This is a genomic window from Stenotrophomonas sp. 109824_Sma, from assembly GCF_056480025.1.
Genome location: NZ_CM151078.1, coordinates 2,005,774 through 2,021,750 on the forward strand (window position 1 = coordinate 2,005,774; position 15,977 = coordinate 2,021,750).

Consider the following 15,977-nt stretch of genomic DNA (forward strand, 5'->3'; position numbering starts at 1 on the left):
AATGCAATTTGTGGGAGCGATTTGGTATTGCGCGGCGGCGGCGACCGGGGGGCCATCTGCCCGGTGCCGCTCGCGCGGGCCAACCATCCCGACGACTACGCTGGCTTCGCAAACACATCCAAGCCCTTGCCCGTCTCCAGCAGCGACTTCAGGCTGGAAAGCACGATCGGCCAGCCCTGGCGGATGCCGGTATCCATGCCGCTGCCCGGTTCCAGTTCGTCGTGGGTGACGGTCAGGCGCACCATGTCCTGGTAGGGCACGATATCGAAGGTGACGCGGCTGTAGGCGTCCGGGTTCTCGGCCTGCGAGGCGGCGGCCCAGGTGATGACCAGCCGCGAGGGTGGAGTGCTTTCCACCACTTCTCCCACCAGTTCGACCGAGCGTGTTTCGTTGGCACGTACATGCTGCCAGCGCGAGCCGGGTTTCCAGTCCGAGACGTTTTCGTGGCCCCAGTAACGGCTGGCGATCTCGGGGCGGGTGATGGCCTCGAACACCTTCTGCGGGGTGGAAGCGATGTAGATCACGTGGATGAAGCGGGTGGACTCTGCGGACATCGTCATTCTCCTTCCAGTTCTCGTTTCAGGTCATGCAGCAGGCTCAGGCGCTGCTGCTCGAACTTGCGTACCCAGCGCTCGTAGACTTCATGCAGGGGCACCGGGTTGATGAAGTGCAGCTTCTCGCGGCCACGGCGCACGGTGCTGATCAGATTGGCGTCTTCCAGCAGGCCCAGGTGCTGGGTGACCGATTGCCGGGCCATGTCCAGGTGGTCGCACAGCTGGCCCAGGGTCTGGCCGTTGTGCTCGCAGAGCAGGTCCAGCAGCGTCCGGCGCGTGGGATCGGCCAGTGCCTTGAAGACCTTGTCTGCGTCGCGCACGTTGTCTACCGCCATGGGGATGTCTTCAGTTCCAGTTGTCGATCCTGACGTCGTGTGGATTGGGCTGGCCCTTGCCGGTTTCCAGCAGGGCCTTCAGGCTCATCAGGAACACCGCCCACTTGGTGCTGCAGTGGGAGGTGAACTCGACGCGCTCTTTCCAGCCCTCGTGGGTGAACAGGACGATGCAATAGTCGCCCTCCTGCTTCAGCACGAAGCGCGCGTGGGTGCCGATCCATTCGGCGGGACCGGCGAGGAACCGCCAGAGCACGAGCTCGCCTGGAATGAGCTGTTCCAGCTTCATTTCCATCGCGCCGATTTCCTGGCCGTTGTTCGTGAAGCGCGCCTTGACCGTGCCGCCGACCTCGCGGTCGCCCTGGGTGTCTTCGGCCCACCAGGCGGCGACGCCTTGGGGGGTTGCCAGGGCCTGGTACACCTGTCTTGCGGGGGCCTTGATGCCGACCCTGTGTGCGATATCCACCACTGCGGGTTCCTCGCGATGGGCCGGCAGGCGCCGCCCTTGATTGGACTATATGCAGGTAAATACCTGCATGTCAAATCCGGTGAACGGTGGACTGGATCAATACACTGGGCACCTGCCAGGCATGGCCTGGCACTACTGGATCTACGGAACGTCAGGGAGTGCATGCATGACTGAAGCTGGAAAGGACATCTTGAACATCCACCGTGCCAGCGAGGCCGATGCCCCCGCGGTGCTGGCGCTGTTCGATGAGGTGATCGAATGGTTCGTGTCGATCGGCAACCTGCAGCAATGGGGCAGTGAGCCGTGGTCGATGATGCCGCGCCGGATCACCCAGGTGACCGAAGCCTGCGCGCTGCCCGGTGCATGGGTTGCCCGGAACGAGCACGGCGTGGTGCGCGCATTCCTGGCGCTGGGCGAGTCGATGCCGTATGTGCCTGCGCCCACCGGCCCGGAACTGTATGTGCGGGTACTGGTGGCATCGCGTGACGTGCGCGTGCGTGGCATCGGCCGGCGCCTGATGGCCTTTGCCGATGAGCAGGCGCGCGCTGCCGGGCTCGACCATCTGCGCGTGGACTGCTACGGCGGTGGTAACGGTGATCTGGTGCGCTTCTATGAGTCCTGCGGCTATACGCGCATCGCGCCGTTCAACGTGGATGGCTGGCCGGGCATGCTGCTGGGGCGACAGCTCTGAAGTGGCTGCGTCATTCGGTCGCAGCGTGCGTGCAGGAAACGGTACATCGGTTCGGCGCTAGAGTAGGGCCATGACCTGCATGGAATGGCTGTGTCATTCCACTGCGGGTTCCTGATGACCCCCTCCAGGAAGGAGCAGCGCATGTACTACAGCAGTGGTAACTACGAAGCCTTCGCGCGCCCGCGCAAGCCCGCCGGTGTCGATGGCAAGCGGGCATGGTTTGTCGGTTCGGGCCTGGCCTCGCTGGCCGGTGCCGCGTTCCTGGTGCGCGATGGCCGCATGGCCGGTGAGCGCATCACCCTCCTTGAGCAGCAGCAGATTCCCGGCGGCGCGCTGGATGGCCTGAAGGTGCCGGAAAAGGGCTTCGTGATCCGCGGCGGCCGCGAGATGGAAGACCACTTCGAGTGCCTGTGGGATCTGTTCCGCTCGATTCCGTCGCTGGAGATTGAAGATGCCAGCGTGCTGGACGAGTTCTACTGGTTGAACAAGGACGACCCGAACTACTCCCTGCAGCGCGCCACGATCAATCGCGGCGAGGATGCGCACACCGACGGCCTGTTCACCCTGACCGAGCAGGCGCAGAAGGACATCATCGCGCTGTTCCTGGCCACCCGGCAGGAGATGGAGAACAAGCGCATCGACGAGGTGCTGGGCCGTGATTTCCTGGACAGCAACTTCTGGCTGTACTGGCGCACCATGTTCGCGTTCGAGGAGTGGCATTCGGCGTTGGAGATGAAGCTGTACCTGCATCGCTTCATCCACCACATCGGTGGCCTGCCGGATTTCTCGGCGCTGAAGTTCACCAAGTACAACCAGTACGAATCGCTGGTGCTGCCGCTGGTGAAGTGGTTGCAGGACCAGGGCGTGGTGTTCCAGTACGGGACCGAGGTGACCGATGTCGACTTCGATCTGGCGGCTGGCCGCAAGCAGGCCACGCGCATCCACTGGACGCGTGACGGTGTAGCCGGTGACGTGGATCTGGGCGCGGATGACCTTGTGTTCATGACGATCGGTTCGTTGACCGAGAACTCGGACAATGGCGATCACCACACGGCTGCGCGATTGAATGAGGGGCCGGCGCCTGCCTGGGACCTGTGGCGTCGCATTGCTGCCAGGGATCCAGCGTTCGGGCGCCCGGACGTGTTCGGTGCGCACATTCCGCAGACCAAGTGGGAGTCGGCGACGGTCACCACGCTGGATGCACGCATTCCGGCCTACATCCAGAAGATCGCCAAGCGCGACCCGTTCAGTGGCAAGGTGGTGACCGGCGGCATCGTCAGCGTGCGCGATTCGCGCTGGCTGATGAGTTGGACAGTGAACCGCCAGCCGCATTTCAAGAATCAGCCCAAGGACCAGATCGTGGTCTGGGTGTACTCACTGTTCGTCGATACGCCTGGCGATTACGTAAAGAAGCCGATGCAGGACTGCACCGGCGAGGAGATCACCCGCGAGTGGCTGTATCACCTCGGCGTGCCGGTGGAAGAAATCGATGAACTGGCGGCGACCGGCGCGAAGACGGTGCCGGTGATGATGCCGTACATCACCGCGTTCTTCATGCCGCGCCAGGCCGGTGACCGCCCGGACGTGGTGCCGGAGGGGGCGGTGAACTTCGCCTTCATCGGCCAGTTTGCCGAATCGAAGCAGCGCGACTGCATCTTTACCACCGAGTATTCGGTGCGCACGCCGATGGAAGCGGTGTACACCCTGCTGGGGATCGAACGCGGCGTGCCGGAGGTGTTCAATTCCACCTATGACGTGCGCTCGTTGCTGGCGGCGACCGGTCGCCTGCGCGATGGCAAGGAGCTGGATATTCCTGGCCCGGCGTTCCTGCGCAACCTGCTGATGAACAAGCTGGACAAGACCCAGATCGGTGGCCTGCTTCGCGAGTTCAAGCTGGTGCAGGAGGACTGAGCGGGTGGAATGAAGGCAGTTGATGAAGACATCAGCTGCCTCCGGGCCTCAAACCGCGCCGTCGGTCGAACGGCTCAGATGTTCCCAGGTATCGATGCTGCCGGCCATCGACGCCAGCTTCGCCCGTACCAGCTGCAGTGCATCACTGCCCAGCAGCAGGTGGCTGGGCGGCGCGTCGCTGTCGATGACCTGCAGCATGGCCTGCGCAGCCTTCACCGGATCACCGAGCTGGTGGCCGCTCTTTGCCTCACGCGCGCTGCGGATGGGATCGAACAGCGCGTCGTAGTCTTCAATGCTGCGCGGTGCCCGCGCCATCGAACGGCCTGCCCAGTCGGTGCGGAAGGAGCCCGGCGCGACGGCGGTGACATGGATACCGAACGGCGCAACCTCCTTGCCAAGCACTTCGCTGATGCCTTCCAGTGCAAACTTGCTGCCGCAGTACCAGGCGATACCGGGCATCGTGATGAAGCCGCCCATGGAGGTGATGTTGAGGATGTGGCCACGGCGGCGCGCGCGCATGTGCGGCAGCACGGCCTTGATCAGCGCGGCCGGGCCGAACACGTTCACCTCGAACTGGTGCCGCAGCTCGGCCAGCGTCGATTCTTCGAGGATGCCTTCGTGTCCGTAGCCTGCGTTGTTGACGAGCACGTCGATGCTGCCAACGTTGGTTTCGATATCGGTGACGAGCGCATTGATGGCATCGGCATCGGTGACGTCCAGCAGGCGGCCGAATGCGCGGCCGGGCGCCAGCGTTTCGAACGCCTGGCGGTCGGTTTCGTTGCGCACGGTGCCGACCACGCGATCGCCGGCCAGCAGTGCCTGCTGGGCGAGGGCACGGCCGAAGCCGCTGCTGACGCCGGTGATGAGGAGAAGGCGGGACGGGGACATGGGGAGGCGCTCATGGTGGACAGGGCTTGCACGTTAGTGCTTGAACGGTGCCCACCACAGGCCTAGGATTCGGCCATTCTTGCCTATTTCTCTGGGGTGCCTGTGCCGGTGGTCGATTCCCTGCGACGGCAGATGCAGGCGCGCATGGTCGGCCTGCTGCAGACTTTGGCGGTGGAGGAGGGCTATACGCTCACGCCGCTGCCGGGGGTGCGGCTGCTGCGCTCCGACCGGCCTCTGGCACGCACGCCGGTGCTGTATGACCCCGGCATCGTGATCGTCTGCCAGGGCGTGAAGCGCGGCTACCTGGGCGAGCAGGTCTACCAGTACGACGCGCAGCACTACCTGGCAGTTTCGGTGCCGGTCCCGTTCACGATGGAAACCGATGCTTCTGCAGAGGCGCCGCTGCTGGCGATCTACCTGCATCTGGATCTGCAGTTGGCGGCAGACCTGCTGATTGAACTGGGGGAACAGGTGGACACATCGGAGGCACCGGCACAGAGCATGATGTCCAGCCCGATGCAGGCGCCGATGCAGGCCACGGTGCTACGCCTGCTGGAGGCACTGGCTGACCCGTTGGAGGCTGCCGTGCTCGGGCCGGCGTTGGTGCGTGAGGTGTACTTCCGCGTGCTGACCGGGGCACAGGGCGGCGCAATGCGCGAGGCGCTGGCCATGCGCGGCCGCTTCGGCAGCATCGGCAGGGTGCTGCGTACGATCCACGCCTCATATGCCACTGCGTTGGACGTGGGCCGGCTGGCGGCCGAGGCGGGCATGAGCGTGGCGACCTTCCACGACCACTTCCGCGCGATTACCGGTACGTCGCCGATGCAGTACGTGAAGTCCACCCGCCTGCACCAGGCGCGGCTGCTGATGCTGCGGCAGGCGATGACCGCCGAGGCTGCATCGCTGGCGGTGGGATATGCCAGCCCGTCCCAGTTCAACCGCGAGTTCAAGCGTCTGTTCGCGTTGCCGCCGGCGGCCGAGGTGGCGCGGATGCGGCGGAGTTTTGCGCTGCCACCGCCACCAGCGGATGCGCTGTACGTGTCTTCGCATTGAGTGGCCGCCGGGGTTTCCCCGGCGTTCTCGACATGCCGGCCAGCGGCCGGCACTACCAGGGAATCTGAGTGGTTGACAGGATGCCTACCTACTAGTAGGTTAAGACTCATGAAAGAGTCGCTCTCGCCAAAGGCCCAGGAGATCCTGGCGCATGCCCGATCGCTGCTGGAAGCCTGTGGTTACAACGGTTTCAGCTATGCCGACGTGTCGGCACGGGTGAACATCAGCAAGGCCAGCATCCATCACCATTTCCCCAGCAAGGCGGACCTGGTGCGCACGGTGGTTGAGCTTTACCGAGCCGAGGCGCGCGAAGGCCTGGCGCTGCTGGACCGGCAGCTGGATGACCCGCTGCAGGAGCTCAACGCCTATGTGGATTACTGGTCCAGCTGCATCGCAGGTGGCACGTCGTCGTTCTGCATCTGCGCGATGTTGGCCGCCGAAGCGCCGATGATTCCGGCAGAGATCGCCGAGGAAGTGCGCGGCCATTTCGAGGACCTGAGTGGCTGGCTGGCGGTGACCCTGGAGAAGGGCGCTGCCATAGGCCAACTGCAGTTGCAGGGCTCGGCGGCCGATGAGGCCAAGGCGTTCATGTCAGCGGTGCATGGCGCCATGCTGGCTGCGCGCGGCTTCGGTGATGCGGCCACGTTCGCGACGCTGGCCCGGCTGGCCATCGCGCGGGTGAGCGCGGCCGCCTGACGTTCGTGTGATGGGCCTGCGGTTACGCGGGCCTTTTATTGATTTGCATGCCTACCTACTAGTAGGTTTACATCACTGATGGAGATTCCCATGGCACATCCCCTTTCCCTTCTCGGAGCGATCCATACCGCCATCAGCCTGGTGCCGATCCTGGCCGGCCTGTACGGCTTCATCCGCCACCGGGCAATCGATCCCGGCACGCGCTCGGGCAAGGTTTATCTGATTGGCCTGGTGCTGTCGGTGGCGACCTCGTTCACCGTCTCCAGCACAGGCGGGCTCAATCCAGGCCATGCCTTCGGCGTGATCGTGCTGCTGGTGGCGTTCGGCGGTGTTCTGGCGGCACGCCTACGCTGGCTGGGACGCTCGGCGCGCTATCTGTCGACGTTCGCGCTGTCCTTCAGTTTCCTGCTGTCGCTGGTGCCGGGTGTGAACGAAACGCTGACCCGCTTGCCGGTGGGCCACCCTGTTGCCGCCGCACCGCTGGCGCCCGTGATACAGCAGACGCTGCTGGGGTGTGCGGTGGTGTTTGCGATCGGCTTTCTGGCGCAGTGCTGGATGATTCATGAGCGCAGCGTACGCGCGCGTGGTTGACAGCGCCGCCGCCGGGCGTCAGTCAGCCAGCACGGTGTCGGCGCCTTCGCCGTAGGTGGCGCGGGCGCTGCCACATCGCGCGTGGGCCGCAGCATTGGCCGGCAGGCCGGTGGCTTTGATGCCGCGCCGCGAATCGCCGTCAAACACCTCGGCGTAGCGCTCTGCGGCCAGCGCATCATCGGGCAGCACGTACAGCAGGACGCGCTGCAAGGTTGATTGACCCTGCAGTGGCTGCGGCTGCCGGAAGGTGGGCACCTGCACGCGCGCGCTGTGCCATTGCGTGGGCGCAGCGACGGTCTGCCAGCGCACCTGCAGCGGCAGGTCGAGCGACATCAGCGCGACACCGGCAGGAAAGCCGTAGGCGGTGCAATCGACGGGCGCGACCGGGATACTCGCAATGGCCCTGTCGCCGATATCCAGTGCGGTGCCATTGACTTCCATCCGCACGATCGGCGCGCTGCCGTAGTTGTGGATCTTGAACAGCACCAGGCCTTCGAAGCGGCTGCGCTCCAGCTCGTCGGCGGTGAGACCGCTGAGACGTGCCAGCGTGGGCGCGACCTCCACATGATCGCTGTAGTGGTAATAGAGGTGCACGAGCTCTGGTGTGCCCGTGCGGCGCCATCCGGTGTTGAACGGCGTGGTGTCCGGATACGCCTGGCGGACCAGTGGCACATCGGTGACGGCGCGATCTCCGGACGGCGTGGCGTAGCGGTAGTGGTCAACGGAGCGCTTCAGGCGTGCGTCTTCGTACGGGAACGCGCGGTCTGCGTCGGACTGCGTGTTGGGGTAGCGGTGGAAGGCCATGAAGCGCTCGGGCGTGTCGCCCTGCATGGGCAGATCCGGGCCAGCGCCGGAGCCGGTGGACGCGTACGGTGAGGTGTCCAGCCACAGGGGGTGCCCGCTGAGGTTGATATGCATCTCCGCGATGGGCGCACGCGAGCCACCTGCAACGCTGTCCCAACTGCGTTGCAGGGAGAGCCACACGGGGACGATGAGCAGGGCCGCGGTGGTCGGCGCGAACATCAACGCGTGTACACGGCCGGGCATGCGCCCGCGCTGCCGCACCATGTAGCGCAGCCACACCAGCAGCAGGACCAGCAGCAGCGGGAGGCCGACCCAGATCGCGACGGTGGCCAGCGCCACGACGCCCCAGCCCAGGTTGGGGGTAGCCACCGCGATCAGCGAGAGCGTGGCGATCAGCGCGGCCAGCAGCAGCGACACGCCGATGCCAACGCGGTAATTCCGGTACGAGCTGTTGGTCATCACCGTTCCATCGGCAGTGTGGGGCATGCCCCTATAGTGCAGCGGTGGTGATGGCGTGGAAAGTCGGGAACGAGGGCGCTCAGCAGCCAACCAGGCGGTCGACACCGATGCCATTGCGATGCTGGCTGCGGTATTCGGTCGGGCTGGCGTCGGCCTGACTGCGGAAATGCCGACGGAATGATTCCTGAGAACCAAAACCGGCCTGCTCGGCAATCCACTGCAAGGGCCGGTCGGTGGTTTCCAGCAGCTCACGGGCGAAGGCCACGCGCTCGCGGATCAGCCAGTCGATGGGTGACAGGCCGGTCGCTTCCAGGAACTGCCGTTGCAGGGTGCGCTGGCTGAGTGCGGCCTGCTCGGCGAGGCTGCCAAGCGAGTGTGGTTCGCGCAGGTTGCGGCGCATCCATTCCATCAGTTTTGCCAGGCGCGTGGGCTCGCCATGAGGAATGGCGCGGCTGACGCGCTGGCTGCGGCCGGCATCACGCCACGGTGCCAACACCAGCCGTTCGGCCACCAGGTTGGCCACGCGCGCACCGTAATCCTTGCGCACCATGTGCAGCATCATGTCCATGCCGGTGGCCGAGCCGGCCGAAGTGATGATGCTGCCGGTGTCCACATACAGCACATCCTCGCGCACGTCGATGCGCGGGAACTCGCGCGCGAGCGCTTCGGTGAGGCGCCAGTGGGTGGTGGCCTGGCGGCCATCGAGCAGGCCGGCCCAGGCCAGCACGAAGGCACCGGAGCAGATCGAGGCGATGCGTGCGCCACGTGCGTGGGCGCGGATCAGTGCATCGAGCAGGGCCTGCGGTGGACGTTCGCTGGGTTCGCGCCAACCGGGGATGACGATGATGTCGGCGTCATCAACGGTGCTGAGATCGTAGGGCAGCTGCACCTGGGTGTTGCCGAGCATGAGCAGTGCGCCGGGCTCGCCTGCGCACAGCTGGGTGCGGTACCAGGCCACGCCCAGCTCGGGCCTTATCGGCGCGAACAGGCCCACCGCACAGCCGAACTCGAACAGCCCCTGGCCGTGGCAGGCAACGATGGCGACGAGCGGCGCGGCGGGATCGGCGGGTGGGCTGGGCATGGCTTGATGCTACGGCGGCGGTGCGGGGCGCTGAGTGGTGCGCGGGCATGAGGTGATGCTGGGCGGGCATATGGAGGCTGGGGTCGGATCCCTTCCGCAGGAAGGGCTCTGACCCCGTGAAGGGATGCGTGCCTGGGGTCGGAGCCCTTTCCTTTGGAAAGGGATCCGACCCCGTGTGTGCAGGCCGCCTAACGTCATTACCAGCGGTCATGTGGGTGGCCGGATGTTACGGCTGGGTGACGCGATCGCGCCTGTCGCGGTGGGTGAACAGGCCCTTGAATGGAAGCGTGTTTCCGGCCCACCCCCACGAGCCCCCATGCCTGCCGCCTACGCCCCAGCCCTGAGTACTCTCGCTGTCCTGATCGCTGCCGCCCTCGCTGCGACGCCCAGCCATGCCGCGGAAGCCGATGCGGATCCTGCCACCACCGCGGCGGCGACCAACGTTGCTGCATCCACGCTGGATGCGGTGGTGGTGACCGGCTCACGCACCAGCACGCGCACGGTGAAGAACAGTTCCACACCGATTGACGTGATCTCCGCCGAGGACCTCGCTGCCACCGGGCAGGGCAACCTGCTGGAAGCGCTGCAGCGCAGCCTGCCGTCGCTGAGCCAGATCGGCGGTTACCAGAGCGATCAGGAAAGCCTCATCCGCGGCTATCAGCTGCGCAACCTGTCGCCGGGCTACACGCTGGTGCTGGTCAACGGCAAGCGCCGCAATGCCAGCGCCTATGTAAGCGGGGCCAATGGGGGCGGGTTCCCCGGCCATGCCTGGGCGGACCTGGCGTTGATTCCGGTCTCGGCCATCGACCATGTGGAAGTGCTGCGCGATGGCGCTTCGGCCATCTACGGCTCGGACGCGATCACCGGCGTGGTCAACGTGATCCTGAAATCGCAGGCGCACGGTGGCGATGTATCGGTGGAGAGCGGGCAGAGCATCGATGGTGATGGTTCGCGTACCAGCGTGCGCGCCAACGTCGGCCTGCCGTGGGGCGAGGATGGCTTCGTCAACCTGTCCGGTGAGACCACCCGCCAGCACCATGCGATCCGCACCCGCCGCTACATCGATGGCTACCTGAGCTACCCGGCGGTGGACGGCAGCGGCAATCTGGTGGCGCTGCGGCCGAACAATCGATTGCCAGCAGGTGCTGCGCCGAACCCGGCCGAGGCCAGCCGCAATGCCGAAGCCAATACCATCCTCAGCTCGCCGTCGTATGCGTTGAAGGCCTTCGCGGTGAACGTGGGCCATGGTCTGGGTGAGAGCGCGCAGTTCTACGCCAACGCCACGGCCAGTGACCGCACCGCGCAGGCGATCCAGAATTTCCGCCTGCCGGCGACGATCTTCACTACTTACAAGGCCCCCGGCGTGCTGAGCGTGTTTCCCGATGGCTTCCTGCCGGTGCTGGAAACCAAGGAGAAGCAGTACACCGGTACGGCCGGTGTGAAAGGCCAGATCGCGGGTTGGGACTACGACGCCAGCCTGACCGGCAACCGCAGCACGGTGCGCACCTATACCCGTAATTCGGTGAACTACTCGCTGCCGTACCCCGGCTCGCCCACCGACTTCTACGACGGCAAGCTGGACTACCAGCAGGGCATTGCCAACCTGGACCTGCGGCGCGGCTTCGAGGTGGCGGCATTTGCCTCGCCGCTGGAGGTGAGCGCGGGCGCCGAGTATCAGCACGAGCAGTACGAGCGCGGAGCAGGGCAGTGGGAGTCGTACACCGGCTTCGGTGCGGCAGCCTTCGTCGGCTATTCCACCGCCGACGCGGTGAAGGCGACCCGCACCAGCAAGGCGGTGTACGTGGGTGCCGCCACCAACATCACCTCGCGCTGGTACCTGGATGCTGCCGCGCGCTGGGAAGACCATTCCGATTTCGGCAGCGTTTCCACCGGCCGCCTGACCACGCGCTTCGATTTCACCGACGCGCTGGGTGTGCGGGCAACGGTCAGCAATGGCTTCCACGCGCCCAGCCTGGGCGCGCAGTACTACCAGGCCACCGGCAGCTGCCCGTGCGGGACCACACTGGTGGCGCAGGTGTCTTCGCCGGCGGCTCTTGCGCTGGGGGCAACGCCGCTGAAGCCGGAGAAGGCCACCAACTACAGCCTGGGCGTGACCTGGGACCCGAGCCCGGCCTTCCACCTGGCAGTGGATGCCTATCAGATCGACATCCGCGGCCAGCTCGGCCAGTCCAGCCAGATCGGCTACAACGCACAGGATCCGGCGCGCATCACCGACAACAGCGGGACGGTGCTGAGTGCGGCGCAGAAGAACACCATCGATGCGCTGCTGGGTTCGGCCGGCATCAGCATCCTGCCGGGTGATGCGTTCTACGCCAGCTACTTCACCAACGTGGGCAATACCCGTACACGCGGCGTCGAGCTGACCCTGGAGGCGAACCAGGAAACCGCGTGGGGCAAGCTGCGCTGGAGCTACGCGGCCAATGTCGGCCGTACCACGATCCAGAAGGTCAGCGACATTCCAGCGGCGTTGCAGGGCCTGCCGAACATCAACCTGCTGACCAGATCCAGCGAGTACGCGCTGCGCTTCCGCACGCCCAGCTACACGCAGGTGGCGGGACTGGGCTGGCAGAACGGGCGCTGGCGTTCGAACCTGGACTTCACCTACTACGGCCCGATCAAGCGGCTGAACAACGGCGTGGAGTACAAGCAGCCGCCGGTGCTGGTGACCAACCTGTCCGGCGGCGTGGAGCTGGGTGCGGGCTGGAGTGCGGCGCTGGGCATCAACAACGTGTTCGACAAGCGCACGCGCAAGGTTCCGGAGTACGCGCGCAGTGCCACCGATGTGGCGAGCATCGAGACCACCTGGGACAGCGGCGATGTGCTGAGCAATGTGGGTGCGTACTGGTATGGGCGGGTCAGTTACCGGTTTTGATCTGGACCAGTCGAGCATGGCTCGACTCTACAAAAGCGAAAGGCAGCCGAGCATGGCTCGGCTCTACACGGGAGCAGTTCATGTCTTCTGCATTGAGGGTGGTTGCATTGGTCGGGTCGCCGACCAGCTCGGCGACGTCGCGCACGTTGTTGCTGGTGCGGCATCTGCTGGACTCGCTGCAGCAGCGGGTGCACGCCAGCGTGGAGCTGGTGGAGCTGGCGCCGATCGCGCGTTCACTGGGCCAGTCGTTGTCGCGCGATGAGGCGGGGCCGGCAGTGGAGCAGGCACTGCAGGCTATCGAGGCGGCAGAGCTGCTGGTGGTGGCCGCGCCGGTGTATCGCGGCTCGTATCCTGGGTTGTTCAAGCACCTGGTCGACTTCATCGGGCTGGAGGCGCTGGTGGATACGCCGGTGCTGCTGGCAGCGACCGGTGGCAGCGAGCGCCATGCGCTGGTGATCGACCACCAGCTGCGGCCGTTGTTCAGTTTCCTGCAGGCGCACACGCTGCCGATCGGCGTGTATGCCACGCCCGCCGACTTCGAGGGCGAGCGCATCAACAGTGCAGCCTTGCAGGCACGCATCGCGCTGGCGACCGAGCGCGCAGCCGGCCATCTGGCTACGCAGGCGCTGGCCGTGGCGGCGCCGCTGCGACGCATCGCCTGACGCCATAACCGGCAGCGCTTTGCTTATGGCCACGCCGCATTTGCATGGCCGGATCTGACCGCCGATTGTCGCCAGGCATCGCTGCCGCGGCCGCCGACATCTCTAGCATCGATATCGAAGCGGCATCGCATTGCCGGCCCCGATGAGGACGACCCCAGTGACTTTCGACGCAGCAAGCAAACCCATCCTGTTCCTGCTCGACCGTGAGTTCGAGGACGGCCAGATTCCCGGCCAGCGCTTCTTCTGCCGGCACAGCCTGTTGCTGGAGGGCGCGCTGTCGAGCATCGATGGCCTGGACGCGCAGCTGGACGTACGCCGCATCGGCTTTGCCCGGCCGCGCCGGGAGGTGATCGCCGAGATCGGCGAGCAGGACCAGTCGCTGCCGAAGCTGGTGCTGCCTCAAGGCGTGCGCAGCGAACTGGCCAGTGGCGCGCACCAGGACCGCCAGTACATCTCCGGTGCCGAGCCGATCCTGGCCGCGCTGAACGGCTTGCTTGGCATTCCCGTGGCCCACCCCTGAGCGAGGACGTGACCATGAGCTATCAGATCAGCGTGCTGGACAAGAGCCCAGTGGCCGAGGGTGCCTCGCCAGAGCAGGCGCTGCGCAACAGCCTGCAGCTGGCGCAGCGCGCCGAGCAGCTGGGCTACCACCGCTACTGGTTTGCCGAACACCATGCTGCACCAACGCTGGCCAGCCCGGCGCCGGAAGTACTGGCTGCGTGGGTACTGGCACAGACCCGGCGCATCCGCATCGGTAGTGGTGGGGTGATGCTGCGCCACTACGCGCCCTATAAAGTGGCGGAGAACTTCAACCTGCTGTCGGCGCTGGCGCCGGGGCGTGTGGATCTTGGCGTTGGCAAGGCCCCGGGTGGCCTGCCGGCCTCGACTGCCGCGCTGGCAGCCGGGCGCCCGGCGTTCGCCGACTTCGACCAGCAACTGCGCGACCTGGAAGGTTTCCTGTCCGGCACGCTGAGTGAAGACCACGCGCATGCCAACGCACAGGCACGGCCGGTTCCGCAGCAGGCGCCGGAACGTTTCCTGCTCGGCGCCAGCCCGCAGAGCGCAAAGCAGGCGGCCGAGCTGGGCTGGCGTTTCGTCTACGCCGCGCACTTCGATGGTGACCCGAAACACATCGAGGCGGCATTCGATGCCTACCGCAGCGCTTCCACGCAGCCACCGCTGCTGGCCACGGTGGCCTTCGCCGCGCCGACTGCCGAAGCCGCAGCGCGTCATATTGGTGCGCTGCGCGTCTACAAGCTGCACCTTGGTCCCGGCCAGACGGTGAACCTGCCCAGCCCCGAGGCGGCTGCCGAGTACGCGCGCCAGGTGGGCGTGGCCGACTTCCGCATCGAGGAAACGCGCCCGAGCGTGCTGTCCGGTGATGCGCAGCACGTGCGTGACGAACTGGACGCTCTGCACCGGCGTTTCGGCGTGGGCGAGTTCATTCTCGATGCGCCGGTGGCCGACCTCGATGCGCGCCTGACATCCCTTGAACTGCTGTCGCCCGCGCCGCGCGCGGCGGTGGCCTGACCTGCAGGAGCGATTCCCATGAGCACGACCCCGCGCCACATTCCGTTCGGCATCATGCTGCAGGGCCCCGGCAGCCACATGCATGCCTGGAAGCACCCCTCCAATCCGGCTGACGCCAGCGTCAACCTGCAGTTCTACATCGACATTGCGCGCACCGCCGAGGACAACGGCATCGCCTTCGGCTTCGTGGCCGACGGCCTGTACATCAACGAGAAGTCGATCCCGCACTTCCTCAACCGCTTCGAACCGATCTCGCTGCTGTCGGCGCTGGCCACGGCAACGAAGAAGATCGGCCTGGCCGGCACGCTGTCGACCTCCTACAGCGACCCGTTCACCGTGGCCCGCCAGTTTGCTTCGCTGGACCTGCTCAGCGGCGGCCGCGCCGGCTGGAACGTGGTGACGTCGCCACTGGAGGGCTCTGGCCGCAACTACGGCCGCCCACACCCCGAGCATGCACTGCGCTACCAGATTGCCGACGAGTACCTGGAGGTGGTGCAGGGGCTGTGGGATTCCTGGGATGACGATGCCTTCGTGCGCGAGCGCGACAGTGGCACGTTCTTCGCGCCGGAAAAATTCCGTCGCCTCGACCACAGGGGACGCTTTTTCCAGGTGGAAGGGCCGCTCAACATCCAGCGTTCGCCGCAGGGCCAGCCGGTGATCTTCCAGGCCGGTTCGTCCGACGATGGCATCGCGCTGGCCGGCAAGTATGCCGATGCGGTGTTTACCCATTCGCCGTCGCTGGAAGAAACCCGCGCGTTCACCCAGAAGGTGAAGAACTCGGCGATCGCGCACGGCCGCAGCGGCAACGACGTGAAGATCTTCCCGGGCATCGGCCCCATCATCGGCCGCACCGCGGAGGAGGCTGAAGCCAAGTACCAGGCGATCGCCGCGCTGGCCACGCTGGAGGATGCGCTGGCGTACCTGGGGCGCTTCTTCGACCACCACGATTTCAGCCAGTACGATCCGGACGCACCGTTCCCGGAGCTGGGTGACATCGGCAGCAACTCGTTCCGTTCCACCACCGATCGCATCAAGCAGGACGCGCGCGAGAAGGACCTGAGCCTGCGCCAGGTGGCACTGGAAGCGGTGAGCCCGCGACCGAATTTCATCGGCACGCCGGAACATGTGGCCGACGAGTTGATCCGGTGGTTCGATGCCGGTGCCAGCGACGGCTTCATCCTCGGTTTCGCGGCACAGCGCGAAGGCCTGGACGATTTCGTGACCCAGGTGCTGCCGATCCTGCAGGTGCGCGGCTACCACCAGCGTGAGCTGGAAGGGCAGACTCTGCGCGCGCATCTGGGCCTGCCGTACAAGGCCAGCCGCCACTCGACCGACGCCGAGCCGGCGCGGAAGGCAGGGTAAG

Annotated in this window: 16 protein-coding genes; 10 read left to right on the forward strand and 6 right to left on the reverse strand. The window is 65.9% G+C overall.

Annotated features, from left to right (window positions below):
* Positions 1-95 precede the first annotated feature (95 nt).
* From ACZK1G_RS09605 to ACZK1G_RS09615, 3 genes are read right to left on the reverse strand one after another with little or no spacing between them, the layout of a single operon-like run.
* Positions 96-554: an SRPBCC family protein gene (locus tag ACZK1G_RS09605; RefSeq protein ID WP_101765334.1), complete on the reverse strand. Its 459-nt coding sequence runs from the start codon at positions 552-554 to the stop codon at positions 96-98.
* Between the two features lie 2 nt (positions 555-556).
* Entirely contained in the window at positions 557-889 is a 333-nt protein-coding gene (locus ACZK1G_RS09610) for an ArsR/SmtB family transcription factor (protein WP_049445795.1), read from the reverse strand.
* Between the two features lie 10 nt (positions 890-899).
* Positions 900-1,355, reverse strand: a complete 456-nt coding sequence (locus ACZK1G_RS09615; protein WP_101765335.1) for an SRPBCC family protein — start codon at positions 1,353-1,355, stop codon at positions 900-902.
* 166 nt (positions 1,356-1,521) lie between these two features.
* On the opposite strand from ACZK1G_RS09615, the gene ACZK1G_RS09620 reads away from it, so the two are divergent.
* Positions 1,522-2,046: a GNAT family N-acetyltransferase gene (locus tag ACZK1G_RS09620; protein WP_101765336.1), complete on the forward strand. Its 525-nt coding sequence runs from the start codon at positions 1,522-1,524 to the stop codon at positions 2,044-2,046.
* Between the two features lie 141 nt (positions 2,047-2,187).
* Complete coding sequence (locus ACZK1G_RS09625) at positions 2,188-3,957, forward strand: oleate hydratase (RefSeq protein WP_101765337.1); 1,770 nt, start codon at positions 2,188-2,190, stop codon at positions 3,955-3,957.
* A 48-nt stretch (positions 3,958-4,005) separates the two neighbouring features.
* Here ACZK1G_RS09625 and ACZK1G_RS09630 read toward each other — a convergent pair whose 3' ends face one another.
* Positions 4,006-4,845, reverse strand: a complete 840-nt coding sequence (locus ACZK1G_RS09630; RefSeq protein WP_101765338.1) for an oxidoreductase — start codon at positions 4,843-4,845, stop codon at positions 4,006-4,008.
* 108 nt (positions 4,846-4,953) lie between these two features.
* Here ACZK1G_RS09630 and ACZK1G_RS09635 point away from each other — a divergent pair, with 108 nt between their 5' ends.
* From ACZK1G_RS09635 to ACZK1G_RS09645, 3 genes are all read left to right on the forward strand, one after another.
* A complete protein-coding gene (locus tag ACZK1G_RS09635; protein WP_101766397.1) occupies positions 4,954-5,898 on the forward strand; it encodes an AraC family transcriptional regulator in 945 nt (314 codons plus the stop codon).
* A 108-nt stretch (positions 5,899-6,006) separates the two neighbouring features.
* Positions 6,007-6,594, forward strand: coding sequence for a TetR/AcrR family transcriptional regulator (locus ACZK1G_RS09640; protein ID WP_101765339.1), 588 nt, complete (start codon positions 6,007-6,009; stop codon positions 6,592-6,594).
* A gap of 90 nt (positions 6,595-6,684) precedes the next feature.
* Positions 6,685-7,185, forward strand: coding sequence for a hypothetical protein (locus ACZK1G_RS09645; RefSeq protein WP_032129310.1), 501 nt, complete (start codon positions 6,685-6,687; stop codon positions 7,183-7,185).
* Positions 7,186-7,203: 18 nt separating this feature from the next.
* Here ACZK1G_RS09645 and ACZK1G_RS09650 read toward each other — a convergent pair whose 3' ends face one another.
* Together ACZK1G_RS09650 and ftrA are read right to left on the reverse strand one after the other, a co-directional pair.
* On the reverse strand, positions 7,204-8,448 hold the full coding sequence (locus ACZK1G_RS09650; RefSeq protein ID WP_101765340.1) for a hypothetical protein: 1,245 nt from the start codon (positions 8,446-8,448) through the stop codon (positions 7,204-7,206).
* Positions 8,449-8,527: 79 nt separating this feature from the next.
* On the reverse strand, positions 8,528-9,529 hold the full coding sequence (gene ftrA, locus ACZK1G_RS09655) for a transcriptional regulator FtrA (RefSeq protein WP_101765341.1): 1,002 nt from the start codon (positions 9,527-9,529) through the stop codon (positions 8,528-8,530).
* 316 nt (positions 9,530-9,845) lie between these two features.
* Between ftrA and ACZK1G_RS09660 the strand changes: the two genes are divergently transcribed.
* The 5 genes from ACZK1G_RS09660 (at position 9,846) to ACZK1G_RS09680 (ending at position 15,976) form a co-directional block, all read left to right on the forward strand.
* On the forward strand, positions 9,846-12,422 hold the full coding sequence (locus tag ACZK1G_RS09660) for a TonB-dependent receptor plug domain-containing protein (RefSeq protein ID WP_101765342.1): 2,577 nt from the start codon (positions 9,846-9,848) through the stop codon (positions 12,420-12,422).
* Positions 12,423-12,502: 80 nt separating this feature from the next.
* Positions 12,503-13,084, forward strand: coding sequence for an FMN reductase (msuE, locus tag ACZK1G_RS09665; RefSeq protein ID WP_101765343.1), 582 nt, complete (start codon positions 12,503-12,505; stop codon positions 13,082-13,084).
* 142 nt (positions 13,085-13,226) lie between these two features.
* Positions 13,227-13,604 carry a DUF3088 family protein gene (locus ACZK1G_RS09670; protein ID WP_219626372.1) on the forward strand — a complete coding sequence of 126 codons (378 nt, stop codon included), beginning with the start codon at positions 13,227-13,229 and terminating at the stop codon, positions 13,602-13,604.
* Between the two features lie 14 nt (positions 13,605-13,618).
* The gene (locus ACZK1G_RS09675; protein WP_101765344.1) at positions 13,619-14,614 is read left to right on the forward strand and encodes an MsnO8 family LLM class oxidoreductase; all 996 of its coding nucleotides are present in this window, start codon (positions 13,619-13,621) and stop codon (positions 14,612-14,614) included.
* A gap of 18 nt (positions 14,615-14,632) precedes the next feature.
* Complete coding sequence (locus tag ACZK1G_RS09680; RefSeq protein ID WP_101765345.1) at positions 14,633-15,976, forward strand: LLM class flavin-dependent oxidoreductase; 1,344 nt, start codon at positions 14,633-14,635, stop codon at positions 15,974-15,976.
* The last annotated feature ends 1 nt before the right edge of the window (position 15,977 follow it).